This window comes from Gilliamella sp. B14384G10, from assembly GCF_016101685.1.
Taxonomy (GTDB): domain Bacteria; phylum Pseudomonadota; class Gammaproteobacteria; order Enterobacterales; family Orbaceae; genus Gilliamella; species Gilliamella apis_A.
This window is the reverse complement of the sequence record NZ_JACFQA010000001.1, coordinates 39,649-51,821: the sequence shown is the minus strand read 5'-3', so window position 1 is coordinate 51,821 and position 12,173 is coordinate 39,649. Positions and strand designations below refer to the sequence as shown.

At 32.9% G+C, this 12,173-nt stretch carries 14 protein-coding genes; 10 read left to right on the top strand and 4 right to left on the bottom strand.

What is annotated here, in order from left to right; translation table 11 throughout:
• Positions 1–206: 206 nt before the first annotated feature.
• Together H3T54_RS00270 and crcB are read right to left on the bottom strand one after the other, a co-directional pair.
• Entirely contained in the window at positions 207–605 is a 399-nt protein-coding gene (locus H3T54_RS00270) for a cell division inhibitor SulA (RefSeq protein WP_110447774.1), read from the bottom strand.
• 105 nt (positions 606–710) lie between these two features.
• A complete protein-coding gene (gene crcB / locus H3T54_RS00265) occupies positions 711–1,088 on the bottom strand; it encodes a fluoride efflux transporter CrcB (RefSeq protein WP_086357986.1) in 378 nt (125 codons plus the stop codon).
• A 194-nt stretch (positions 1,089–1,282) separates the two neighbouring features.
• Here crcB and H3T54_RS00260 point away from each other — a divergent pair, with 194 nt between their 5' ends.
• The 10 genes from H3T54_RS00260 to hxlB all read left to right on the top strand — a co-directional run bounded on the left by H3T54_RS00260 (position 1,283) and on the right by hxlB (position 9,512).
• Entirely contained in the window at positions 1,283–1,891 is a 609-nt protein-coding gene (locus H3T54_RS00260) for a riboflavin synthase subunit alpha (protein WP_198220330.1), read from the top strand.
• 101 nt (positions 1,892–1,992) lie between these two features.
• Positions 1,993–2,547: a YbhB/YbcL family Raf kinase inhibitor-like protein gene (locus H3T54_RS00255; RefSeq protein WP_198220329.1), complete on the top strand. Its 555-nt coding sequence runs from the start codon at positions 1,993–1,995 to the stop codon at positions 2,545–2,547.
• A 25-nt stretch (positions 2,548–2,572) separates the two neighbouring features.
• Entirely contained in the window at positions 2,573–3,373 is an 801-nt protein-coding gene (locus H3T54_RS00250; RefSeq protein ID WP_198220328.1) for an AraC family transcriptional regulator, read from the top strand.
• Between the two features lie 226 nt (positions 3,374–3,599).
• A complete protein-coding gene (locus H3T54_RS00245; RefSeq protein WP_198220327.1) occupies positions 3,600–5,576 on the top strand; it encodes a transcription antiterminator in 1,977 nt (658 codons plus the stop codon).
• Entirely contained in the window at positions 5,566–6,021 is a 456-nt protein-coding gene (locus H3T54_RS00240) for a PTS sugar transporter subunit IIA (RefSeq protein ID WP_086364284.1), read from the top strand. Before H3T54_RS00245 ends, H3T54_RS00240 begins: the two co-directional genes overlap by 11 nt.
• 29 nt (positions 6,022–6,050) lie before the next feature.
• Positions 6,051–7,388: a PTS galactitol transporter subunit IIC gene (locus tag H3T54_RS00235; RefSeq protein ID WP_086364285.1), complete on the top strand. Its 1,338-nt coding sequence runs from the start codon at positions 6,051–6,053 to the stop codon at positions 7,386–7,388.
• 14 nt (positions 7,389–7,402) lie between these two features.
• Positions 7,403–7,687 (top strand): PTS sugar transporter subunit IIB, encoded by a 285-nt coding sequence (locus H3T54_RS00230; protein WP_034901958.1) that lies wholly within the window; start codon positions 7,403–7,405, stop codon positions 7,685–7,687.
• Positions 7,688–7,783: 96 nt separating this feature from the next.
• The gene (locus H3T54_RS00225; protein WP_086357980.1) at positions 7,784–8,299 is read left to right on the top strand and encodes a YjbQ family protein; all 516 of its coding nucleotides are present in this window, start codon (positions 7,784–7,786) and stop codon (positions 8,297–8,299) included.
• A gap of 15 nt (positions 8,300–8,314) precedes the next feature.
• A complete protein-coding gene (locus H3T54_RS00220) occupies positions 8,315–8,965 on the top strand; it encodes a ribulose-phosphate 3-epimerase (protein WP_198220326.1) in 651 nt (216 codons plus the stop codon).
• A 10-nt stretch (positions 8,966–8,975) separates the two neighbouring features.
• A complete protein-coding gene (gene hxlB / locus H3T54_RS00215) occupies positions 8,976–9,512 on the top strand; it encodes a 6-phospho-3-hexuloisomerase (RefSeq protein ID WP_198220325.1) in 537 nt (178 codons plus the stop codon).
• 270 nt (positions 9,513–9,782) lie between these two features.
• Here the strand turns inward: hxlB and mmuM are convergent, their stop codons facing one another.
• Positions 9,783–10,727 (bottom strand): homocysteine S-methyltransferase, encoded by a 945-nt coding sequence (gene mmuM, locus H3T54_RS00210; RefSeq protein ID WP_198220324.1) that lies wholly within the window; start codon positions 10,725–10,727, stop codon positions 9,783–9,785.
• On the bottom strand, positions 10,727–12,118 hold the full coding sequence (mmuP, locus tag H3T54_RS00205) for an S-methylmethionine permease (RefSeq protein ID WP_198220323.1): 1,392 nt from the start codon (positions 12,116–12,118) through the stop codon (positions 10,727–10,729). The genes mmuM and mmuP overlap by 1 nt, the downstream gene beginning before the upstream one ends.
• Between the last annotated feature and the right edge of the window lie 55 nt (positions 12,119–12,173).

Sequence of the window (12,173 nt, the reverse complement as noted above, 5' to 3'; positions counted from 1 at the left end):
ATTTAATAAACTTTTTAAAAGCTCGCTTATTCTTTCACAGTAGTAAACAATTTAGTTTATCAGGTGATTTAACATTAATGATCGGATAATAAATAAAAAAGACACTGCTAGATTAGATAGTGTCTTTTTATGATAATTGAAGTTAGTAAAGAAAATAATTAAATTGTATGCCAAATACTTTTATATTTGAAAGGTTAATTTTCAAATTAGTGGTATTGAACAGATTGCTGACTTTGCTCATCGTGAACTAAGAATAAACAAGTATCGCTGGTTAAAACGGCTTGTTCTATACGTTGTTTATCTTGCTCATTAAGATCGTTAATACAAGCAACCACATAACTACAGGTTTTACTTTGTAATGCCTTTTCAATAGTCGAGACTAAATTATTATTAGTTAGGTTAGCTAAATGTACGACTTTTTGTTTATCAAGCCCAGCAATATTCAGCCATGAACGTTTTAACATTGGACGATCTGATAGCCATAATTGCCATTTCTTTTCTTTATTGAACGAACGTAATAAAGGTCTCTGCTGTTGCAACACTTGTTGAAAAGGTGTTTCAAAATTGATAGCCATAAGTTGTGGTGATGAATGTTCAATAAGCATAATAACCTCTACACTGTTTATTTGCACAGTGTATATTAATACAGTATTTTGAGGTTGTAAATACCGTTTTGCTCATTTTTTATATTATTATAGTGTAATATATCTTCATGAACGAAAATATTGATAGGTCAAAATCCCTAAAAACGTCATTAATACTGAACCTGCAACATGAATAGCGATGGTAGTTAATCCCCAACCAATACGTCCTTCTTGAAGAAAATTGACAATCTCAGCTGAAAAGGTGGAGAAAGTCGATAATCCACCACAAAAACCAGTAATTATTAACAATCTCCATTCAGAAGATAGGGTAGAGTGATTAAAAAAGGCAATGGCGAAACCAATAATATAACCAGCAATTAAATTAGCAACTAATGTCCCTAACGGAATAGTAAAAGCAATCACATTTAACTTTAACGATAAAAACCAGCGTAATAAACCACCAGCAACTGAACCGACCGAAATTGCTAAAATAAGTTTTAACATAAATGGTAAACCTTTAAATCATTAATTAAACATGATCATATCAGTAGACTAATAAAATGTGTATCTTTTTGCTGAGTAAATTATTTCATTTATTAGTTAGGCTAACCAAAATCATTTGATTGTAATCATTATTATTTTTTATTGGTTTGCGTTAAAATAGCTGATAATAATGATGAATTATAAAGGTTAAAATAATGTTTACAGGAATCGTTCAAGGTGTTGGTCAAATTATTGATATCATCGATCAAGAAAAATTACGTACTTATAAGGTAAAATTACCAGCAAAATTAACACCGAATATCGAAATTGGTGCATCCATTGCTAACGACGGATGTTGTTTAACCGTGACCGATTTTAAAGATGATTGGGTTACTTTTGATATTATGCAAGAAACGTTAGCCTTAACAACTCTCGGTAGTAAAAAGTTAAATGATTTGGTAAATATTGAACGAAGTGCAAAATATGGTGATGAAATTGGTGGTCATGTAATGTCAGGTCATGTATCTTGCCGAGCCACCATTATTGACATCCAAAAAACAGCAACTAACTGTCAAATGACGTTAGCCATGCCAGAAAAATTTATGAAATATGTTTTATATAAAGGTTTTATTGGTATAGATGGTGCAAGTTTAACGGTAGGAGAAGTAAAAGATAATCAATTTAATATCCATCTAATTCCTGAAACATTAGCGATTACCTCTCTAGATAGTAAAAAAATTGGTGATGAAGTAAATATTGAAATTGACTCACAAACTCAAGCTATCGTTGATACGGTGGAAAGGGTATTAGCAACGAAAAAATAAAGTTAAGCTAATTTGTACCTAAATTGGCTGATAGTGTACTGATTGTTAGTTAATAATGGTTTATTGTTAAACATTCATACGTTAATAAAAAAGGAAACAACATGTTTATAGCAAAACACTTTAAACCATTATTATTAAGCTTGGCGATGCTTGTACCTTTTAATTGTTTAGCCGATCAATTAAAATTAATCATTCCAGAATTAGCTAAAGATGGATTTACTAGTAAATTTATTTCCAATCAATTTGGTTGTACTGGCGATAACATCTCACCGCAAATTGAATGGCAGAATGTTCCAAATAATGCTAAAAGTTTAGTATTGACCATGTATGATCCTGATGCACCGACGGGATCCGGTTGGTGGCATTGGCAGGTGGTAAATATTCCTGTGCAAAGCCAACTTATTATTGAATCAGCTGGTAATCAACCTAAATTATTACCTAAAGGTAGTCAATTAATTCGCAATGACTATGGTACGATTAATTATGGTGGTCCATGCCCACCGGAAAACAGCAATCACCGTTATCAGTTTACACTTTATGCTCTTGATATTGACCGTATTGATGTGACTGATCAAACAACACCCGCGATGATAGGATTTATTGCAAATGCACATCAAATAGCCAAAACAAGTATCACTTATCATTACACTCGTTAGGCAATAATTAATAGGTTAGACTAAATTGGATTTTAAATTAATCGGGCAGATTATTCATATTACTCAACATGGTAACCATAAGTTAAAATATATTGAAAACAGTCAGCCGTTACTGGTATATGTTATTAGTGGTGAAAAATTAGTTGAGTGGAATGGTGAAACACTTAGTGTTAAAGCAGGGCAGATTATTGCTATTCCTGCAAATACCATTTTGAATATGACTAATTTGTCGATTAATAATACACCTTACCAAGCAATATGTTTTAGTTGGTATGATGAATTACTAAATCAATTTGCATCTTCTAATAAACAAATTATTCCTAAACCCCTTAAAAAGATTAAAGTCGAAACTGATTTAAGAGATAATTTTATTAATCGTTTATCACAAATAGAATCTGAATTGATAAATAGCTCAGTGAACGTTTCTAGGATGAATTTGATGTTAGTTAAACATCTATTTTTAGAATTATTAATCAGGTTATCCTCAATAGGCATTGTTTTTAAAGCCAATAATAACACTAGCATCAGTTACCAGATAAGACAAATGATTAGCCAACAACCTGATAAAAAATGGAAACTAAGAGTTATCGCTGATCAATTTGCAATGAGCGAATCAACTTTAAGGCGTTATTTAGCTCGAGAAGGGCAAAATTTATCACAAATTATTTTAGATGTACGTTTAAATTATGGGTTGGTCTTATTACAAACTACCCAAAAATCAATATTAACTATTGCTCAATCAGTTGGTTATGATAGTGGTTCTCGCTTTACCCATTATTTTAAAAAACGCTTTGGCATTTCGCCTAAGATGTTACGTTCTGAATAAGTTTCTATCTCAATATCCACCAATTATTGGTTATCTACATTAAAACAAATACCCCATCTTAAGCTTGATATTCAGTCAATCTCATTATTTTACATTGATTAAGATCACATTCTATTCCAGATTAATCTGGAAAAAAATGTAATCGTCTTATTTATTTAACTAACTATACTTTAAATCATCAAGTTATGAATGTATTGCAACAACAATTAGAAAAAGGAGTTGAGTAATGGAACGACAAATCAAATTACTTAAACTACTTTTTAGCCAATCGGAATTTAAACCGGCTGCTTTTTTTAGTTCAAAATTATCAATTTCAACTAAAACTGTATATTACGATATTGAAAAACTAAATGAACAGTTAATAACGGTACCGAATACGGATATTCGAATCGAAAAGTCTCCCCGTAAAGGGCTAATGCTAGTAGGTGAAAAAACGGATGTTGAGCCGATTATTAGCTATTTAGAACAAAAAAATAGTCATAGCTATTTCAATCAAAAATCACGACGCTTAAGCCCTGAATATCGTCGATTAGATATTGTCAAACGCTGTTTGCTTAAAAGCGAATCAGTATCATTGGAACAATTATCGGATGATTATTTAGTCAGTAAAACATCGTTACACAAAGATATTGAATTTATCAATCGGGCTCTTGAGCAAGAAAATATTCTATTAAATGTCACTCATAAAGGAATCTGTATTGAAGGTAATGAAAATCAAATTCAACGAGCGATTAAACATTTCTTATCTTTGTATATTCATAAACAAGATGATTATTATCTCAATCAATTGATGAAATCATTTATTGGCGATAACTCTTTTGAACAGATAACTCAGTTATTATTTGAACGTTTTGAATCGGTAGTCGTACAATCTTCGGAACATTATTTATCTTCATTACTGATATCCATCACCATTCAGCTAAAAAGATTGTGTTTAGGTTATTCAATTCCTGAAGAGAGTGATTTTTTATTTAATCATATCCGATATATGCAATCTTATTTGATTGCCTCTGAACTGGCTAAAACGTTAGAGTTAACTTTTATTGTGACGTTTTCCACCAATGATATTAAATACCTAAGTAAATTGTTTTTTGCTCATCGTATTATTGATGAAAATGTCATTGTTGATGATAGTTTTTATGAGCAAATTATTCGTAGAATTATCAAAAAAATAGGCGATATTGAAAGTGTCGATCTCTCTGGTGATGGCAAATTATTTCACTCATTATTGTCGCATTTTCCACCGATGATTACTCGGTTACAAAAGCAAATTCGTATTATTAATCCAATATTAGATGAAATAAAACAGGAATATTCGAAATTATTTAGTGTGTTATGGTATGCACTTTCAGACTTAGAACGTAAATTTGATATTCATTTAAATGATCATGAAATTTCATTTTTATTGATTCATTTCCAAATAGCCTTAGATAAAGCTGCTGATGCCAATAACATCGTTATTATATGTCAATATGGATGTTCATCATCAAATTTAATCTTAAATAAAGTCCGCAAATTTTTGCCATCTAAAGATAATATTGAAGTGTATTCTGTGGCTAAACTGAATTCGACTAAGCTTAGTAATGTCGACTTGATCATCACCACTCTTGATATCAAAAATATTAATAAACCGATGGTCAAAATATCATCTTTGTTGAACAAACAAGACTATCAAAATATTATTCAAGCCTACGCTAACTATGTCTTGAATAAACAATCCGATTTTTCAGACAAAGGTAATTATTACCCGTCTACCGCCAAATTTGTCAATGCGGATTTAATTGAATTAAATGTTGATATTCAACATAAAAGTGACTGCCTTAATTTGCTGATAAGTAAGTTAGAAGATAAAGGTTTAGTGACCAGAAACTATCGTGACTCAGTTTTATATCGAGAAGAAATCGGCGACACTTCAATCGAAAACGGTATTGCTTTACCGCATGGCTCGCCAATGTTTGTTATTAAATCGAGTATCTCAATTATGACCCTCAAACGACCAATAAAATGGGGCATGATTGATGTCAGTATTATTATTATGGTTAGTCTTTCCGAAGACAATATCAATAGCATTAATGATGTTTTTACCGAAATTTATGAAATTGTTTCAAATAAACAAGTAATTTCATCCTTAAAAAATCTCACAAATTTTAAACAACTTAAACAATTTTTGGATAATCAAAGAGGAATCAAGAATGTACTTTGATCAACATTTATGCCTATTTAACATTGAGGCAAAAACCAAAGAAGAGATCTTAACCACAATGGCACAAATGTTATTGTCACATGGCATTGTTAAACAAGATTATTTAACAGGTATTTTAGAAAGAGAACAGCAATACCCTACTGGTTTATTAGTTAATTCGATTGGTTTTGCAATTCCCCACACCGATTCCTCAAAAGTGAATCAATCACAAATTTGTTTTGCATCACTAAAAAATCCGGTGATTTTTTCTGGTATGACCGATGATAAAGAGCAAATACCGGTCAAATTTATTTTCATGTTAGCAATGAAAGAGCCACATGAACAAGTTGAGAATTTACAAAATTTAATCGGCTTATTTCAAAATGAGGAGCAAATAAAATTATTAGAACAATGTCAATCAACTAACGAATTTATCTCTATTTTAAATAGCGCTGGTGTTAAATAGGATGGATTATTTTTATTAAGGAGTTACAAATGGATAGTGTCATTAATATTTTTCAATGGCTAATAAATTTAGGTGGGGTCGTTTTTTTACCTATCATCATTTTTATTATTGCCTTGTTTTTTAGAGTTAGCTTTTCCAAAGCGATGATGTCAGGTATTACCGTCGGTATTGGTATTGTCGGTCTTGGTTTAGTTATTGGTTTATTATCAGATACGTTAGGTGTTGCGATTCAAAAAATGGGTGAGCAATATGGAACGTCATTAAGCATCATGGATATTGGTTGTGGAGTAGGTGGCCCGTTAGCATTCTCAACCACATTGGGATTATTACTCATTCCTGCTTCATTAATTATTAACTTTTTATTTATTTCACTCGGTTGGACTAGAACGTTAAACGTTGATATCTGGAACTTCTGGTTTGCAATTTTCCTCGGCTTAGTGGCTTATTCAGTAACCGGTGAATATTGGGTTGGTATTATTGGTTGTATCACTGCAGTAATGTTGCAATGGTTTTTAGCTGATCTTTTACAAAAACCAATTAGTTCCTTCTTTGGATACCCGGGTATTGCCGTTACTCACCTTATGGCATTATCAGGGGCAATTGTTGCAATTCCATTAAATTGGATATTTGACCGCATTCCAGGACTAAATAAATTAAATGCTGATTCAGAAACATTAACCAAACGATTTGGGATTTTCGGTGATACAGTGGTAATTGGTTTAATCATCGGTATTGTTGTTGGCATCTTAGCTAATTACGATGTTCCACAAATTGGTAAATTAGCGATTTCAACTGCTGCAATCATGAAAATTATGCCGAAAATGGTTGCAATGTTTATGGAAGGCTTACTTCCAGTTGCTGATGCTGCTCGTGAATTTACCAGTAAAAAACTCAATGGCAAACAAGTTAACATCGGCATGGATGCTGCGTTAACTGTTGGTCATCCTGCGGTAATGGCAACTGCGTTAATTATGGTACCTGTTTCATTATTATTAGCCTTAATTTTACCGGGTAATAAAGTACTACCTTTTGGTGATTTAGCTTTCTATGCCTTTGGCATCTGTTTAATGGTACCGTTTTTCAAAGGGAATATTATTCGTTCAATTTTAGGCGGTACCATCTATTTGGTCGTCTGCTTATATATGGCAACATGGCTTGCTCCAGTTATTACTGATGTATTCCATTTGGCTAATTACGATGTAGGTACTGCTGGTATTGTTACTGTCATTTTATGTGGATTATGGCCAGTAACCTTATTCGTACTGTTGTTAACTCAGCTTGGTTTTATTGGTCTAATTGGTTTAGCGTTAGTTATTCTTTGCTTGCTTATCTATATCAACAAAATCAAAAAAATTGAAATGTATTAAAAGGGAATAATCATATGAAAAATTTACTTATCATGTGTGGTGCAGGGCATGCAACTTCGACTATCGCAGTAAGCAAAGTGAATAAATGGCTTAGTGATGAAAAATTAACAGATCAGGTAAAAATTTATCAATCTAAGATTGCTGATGAACTTAATAAGATTGACTCTTATGATGTGGTTGTAAGCACAACTATTGTACCGGATTCAATTAAAGCAAAAGTAATTAATGGATTACCACTACTTACTGGTGTTGGATTAAATGAATTTTTTGCTGAATTGAAAAAGCGTTTAGCTATTTAATTTAAATTCAACTTTAAGTTTTGATAATGATCGCCTCATTTATTTTGTGAAGCTTAGCTACAAAGTAGATGGGGCTATAATAAGGAATAAACTATTATGAATATTATTCATCATGCCATTGAAATCAACACGGTTGCAGGTAGGCATTCATACCACGATATTACTGAGCAATTAAAACAGTTTGTAAAGCAATCCAATATCCAAAATGGTCAATTAACGATAGCTACTAGCCATACAACATGTTCACTTTTTTTTGAAGAATGTATGCACGATACTAATTTTTTTGGTGATGAATTTCTGCAAGTTGATATCAACAATACATTAGAAAAAATTGCTCCACGCATGACCAGCGAAAATCAATATAACTCACCGGGTCCAAAGCATGTTGAATTTGGTTTAAGTCTTAGTGATCCTAATTATCCAGCTGAAAAATGGGTTATGTTAAATACCGATGCTCATATCAAATCATCACTGTTTGGTCATTTTTCAATAGTATTAATTATCAAAGATGGTCAGCCATTATTAGGGCAGTTAGGACGAATTTATTTTGTCGATTGGGATGCACTACGTGAAAGAAAACGTAATGTGAATTTTATGCTGATGGGTCGTTAATAAAAGGAGATAATTATGATACTGTCTCCATCACTATTTAATTCTGATCTTTATCAGATCAAAGAAACTCTAGAAAATCTAAAAACTTTAGGTGTTCGCCAACTACATATTGATGTAATGGATAATCATTATGTACCCAATCTAGGCTTTAATGCTAGTTTTGTTAAAAATCTAAAAGCGCATACTGATTTTATTTTAGATTGCCATCTAATGGTTGAAAAACCTGAATTAGCCATAGTTGATTTTATTGATGTTAAAGCTGATATTATTACCTTTCATTATGAAGCAACGGCGCATCATTCATATATTATTAATAAAATTAAAAATAGTAATATTAAAGTCGGTATAGCTATAAACCCTTGTACACCAGTTGAAAATCTGAAGCTCTTATTACCTCAGGTCGATCAGGTTTTAGTCATGACGGTCAATCCTGGCCAAAAAAATGAAAGTTTTTTACCTTTTACGTTACCAAAAATAGAACAATTGAAAAGTATAAAACAAATCGGTAATTATCATTACGATATTCAGGTTGATGGCAATATTAGCGATCAAAACATATCTTCATGTGTTACGGCTGGCGCAAACAGTATCGTATCGGGGGGATTTATCTTTAACAATAATCCGCTTGAAAGCAACATAGAAAGATTAAAAGCGGCAATCAAATAGGGAAATAATAATGGATACCAAAGATGTATTATCAAAAATATTAACTGAAATATCAGCACAAGTAAGCTCCATCAATGAGGAACAACTTAGCCAATTTAAAAATGCCATTATTGCAGCACAACATATCTTTCTTGCTGGGACCGGTCGCTCTGGGTTAATGATTGGGGCATTTGCTAATCGATTAATGCATTTGGGCTTGAATGTTAGCTTGATAACTGAAATTAGTAAACCAAAAGCAAATGTCGGTGATTTATTAATTTTAGGATCGAGTTCCGGTGAAACCAAAAGCTTAATTGCTTATGCTAATCAAGCAAAAGCACTTGGCGTTAAAATAATACTATTTACTACCAATGGTAACTCTAGCTTAGCTAAGTTAGCGGATAATATTGTGGCAATTCCAATAAAAGTGCTTGAACTAAATCAACCGATGGGCAGTACGTTTGAACAACTATCATTACTCACTTATGACAGCATTGTTTACAGTCTAATGACAGAATTGCAACAGACGCCAGAATTAATGAAAAACCGTCATGCTAATATTGAATAGAATACAAACTAAACTTACACCCTTGAGATAAAATTCTACTTATTACAGTAGTTCCAATCTTAAATGAGAACGATAAATATTTCATTATTAAATTTGAGCCAAAAAATTTTGAGGAAAGCACTTTTTTGAAGCAAAAAATTTGAGGAGAGGGGCTTTTTAGGTTATAAAATTCTTAATTATATAACAAAACACCGTTAATTTATCTTATCGATTTAATTAACGGTGCTGATTTATTTGTCTATAGCTATAAATGTAAACTATCGATTATACTTAATTAGCTGCTTTTAAATAATGAGCAATTTGTGCAATATCATTTGGAGTTGTTTGACAGCAGCCACCAATCAATTTGGCCCCTAACTTGATCCAAACTGGCAATTGATTATCAAAGCTACAATTATGTTGATGATCTTTGTGCCATAGTTTAGTGGTTGGATCATATTGCTCACCTGAATTAGGATAAACAATTAAAGGTTTCGCCGTGAGTGTTTGTAATTCGGTTAATGCCAGAGAGACCTTTTCTAAGGCAATGCAATTAATACCGATACTAACCACCTGATCAATCTGATTTAGATAATCAATCACTTCGACAAGTGGAGTTCCATCACTAAGGTGATTGGCATCTTTTAACGTTAACGAAAACCATGCTGTCATTGTGGGATAATGTTGTAGTAATTTAGCTAACGCTTTTATTTCAACAAAGTTGGGTAGGGTTTCACAAGCTAAAATATCAACTTTTGCCTCAATGAGTGCTTGCATTCTGGCCTGATGAAAATCGATAAATTCATTTTCACTGAGTTGATAATTGCCAGTATATTCTGAACCGTCTGCCAAAAAGGCTCCGTAGGGACCCACTGAACCAGCGATAACTAATAACTTATCTGACTTAATTTGATCTAGATATTGTTGTTTGGCTTGTTGAGCTAGCGTTACACTTTGTTTAATCAAATTTATTGATTCGGCAAGTGATATCCCTTTTGGGGCAAAACCTAATGGTGTTGCTTGATAGCTAGCGGTAATAGCACAATCAGCGCCGGCATTAAAATAGTCGTAATGAACTTGTCTAATAAGATCGGGTTGTTCAATTAATACTTTAGCTGACCATAAGCTATCATTAAGATCACAACCACGGCGCTGTAGCTCACTTGCTAAAGCACCATCAATAATTACGTAGTTATTTTGGTTTAATAACTGCGAGAGAGGATTTTCTTTTGACATTATCGATTTACTCGTTGTTGATAAGCTCGGGTAACATGATAGGCGATATAGCAAACCACTACAAATGGAATACCACAATAAAGGGCAATCCGTTGTTCAGGATCGAAAGCCAGTCCAATACAAGCAATTAAACATAATATAAACCCTAAAATTGGCACTAATGGATAAAGTGGTGCTTTATATTTTAGCGATTGTATTTCAGAGGTTGAGAGTTGTTTTCTAAAAAAGTAATGTGAAGCACAAATACTTAACCAAACAGCAACAACGGCAAATCCTGAAATTGCCGTTAAGCCTACAAATACAGTATCGGGAGCAATAACACTGGAGAACAAAGCTAATAATCCTCCAATCATACTAACGGCAATAGCAGTAGTTGGTATTCCTTTTGGATTTAATTTACCAAAGCATTTTGGCAATGTACCTTGATTAGATAGCGACCATAACATGCGACCAGATGCATATAATCCAGAGTTAGCTGCGGATAAAATGGCCGTTAAAATGACAAAATTCATAATGTCAGCAGCATAAGGAATACCGATACTTTCAAATACTTCAACAAATGGACTTTTAATAACGCCAGCTTGTTTCATTGGTAATAGGGCAGCTAATACAAAAATGGTACCAACAAAAAAGATAATCAATCGTAGAATAGTCGTTTTGATGGCTAGTGGAATGGTTTTTTCCGGTTGATGGGTTTCGCCAGCAGCTATACCGATAAGTTCTGTTCCTGAAAATGCGAAATTCACTGATACCATGGTCATAACAATCGGAATAATACCATTAGGAAACCAGCCATGTTCAGTAATATTATGCAAAAATGGGGCAGGTAGGTTATTTTTCATTGGAATAAACCCAAAGATAGCGGCACTACCAGCGATGATAAATACAATAATGGTAATCACTTTAATAATGGAAAACCAAAATTCACTTTCGGCAAAAAATTGTGCGGTAATAATATTTAATAAGAAAATCACTACACAGAAAACTAAGCACCAAATCCAAACTGATACTTGTGGGAACCAATATTGCATACATAAACCGGCCGCAGTAAAACTTGAGCCTAATGCCACAGTCCAGGTTAACCAATAGAGCCAAGCAACAGTATAGCCGGTTGCAGGACTAATAAATTTTGATGCATAAGTATGAAATGCGCCAGTTTCAGGCATCGCAACGGCCAGTTCTCCCAAGCAAAGCATAACTAAATAGACAACAATTGCACCAATTAAATAAGCAATAATAGCACCAATAGCGCCAGCAGTAGCGATGATATACCCAGTATTAAAAAATAATCCAGTTCCAATAACACCTCCTAGTGATAACATGATTAAGTGGCGTGTCTTCATTGATCGTTTAAATTGATTTTCAGGCACAGCAGAAGAGTTTTTGTTCATATAAGTTTTGACTCATTAAATTGTGTTTTAAATGGTATTCCGCCTGATGATAGGC

Excerpts from the sequence above, each read along its gene's own strand:
- H3T54_RS00270 (WP_110447774.1), bottom strand. The coding sequence starts at position 605 with ATGCTTATTGAACATTCATCACCACAACTTATGGCTATCAATTTTGAA.
- crcB (WP_086357986.1), bottom strand. The coding sequence starts at position 1,088 with ATGTTAAAACTTATTTTAGCAATTTCGGTCGGTTCAGTTGCTGGTGGT.
- H3T54_RS00260 (WP_198220330.1), top strand. The coding sequence starts at position 1,283 with ATGTTTACAGGAATCGTTCAAGGTGTTGGTCAAATTATTGATATCATC.
- H3T54_RS00255 (WP_198220329.1), top strand. The coding sequence starts at position 1,993 with ATGTTTATAGCAAAACACTTTAAACCATTATTATTAAGCTTGGCGATG.
- H3T54_RS00245 (WP_198220327.1), top strand. The coding sequence starts at position 3,600 with ATGGAACGACAAATCAAATTACTTAAACTACTTTTTAGCCAATCGGAA.
- H3T54_RS00240 (WP_086364284.1), top strand. The coding sequence starts at position 5,566 with ATGTACTTTGATCAACATTTATGCCTATTTAACATTGAGGCAAAAACC.
- H3T54_RS00235 (WP_086364285.1), top strand. The coding sequence starts at position 6,051 with ATGGATAGTGTCATTAATATTTTTCAATGGCTAATAAATTTAGGTGGG.
- H3T54_RS00230 (WP_034901958.1), top strand. The coding sequence starts at position 7,403 with ATGAAAAATTTACTTATCATGTGTGGTGCAGGGCATGCAACTTCGACT.
- H3T54_RS00225 (WP_086357980.1), top strand. The coding sequence starts at position 7,784 with ATGAATATTATTCATCATGCCATTGAAATCAACACGGTTGCAGGTAGG.
- H3T54_RS00220 (WP_198220326.1), top strand. The coding sequence starts at position 8,315 with ATGATACTGTCTCCATCACTATTTAATTCTGATCTTTATCAGATCAAA.
- hxlB (WP_198220325.1), top strand. The coding sequence starts at position 8,976 with ATGGATACCAAAGATGTATTATCAAAAATATTAACTGAAATATCAGCA.
- mmuM (WP_198220324.1), bottom strand. The coding sequence starts at position 10,727 with ATGTCAAAAGAAAATCCTCTCTCGCAGTTATTAAACCAAAATAACTAC.
- mmuP (WP_198220323.1), bottom strand. The coding sequence starts at position 12,118 with ATGAACAAAAACTCTTCTGCTGTGCCTGAAAATCAATTTAAACGATCA.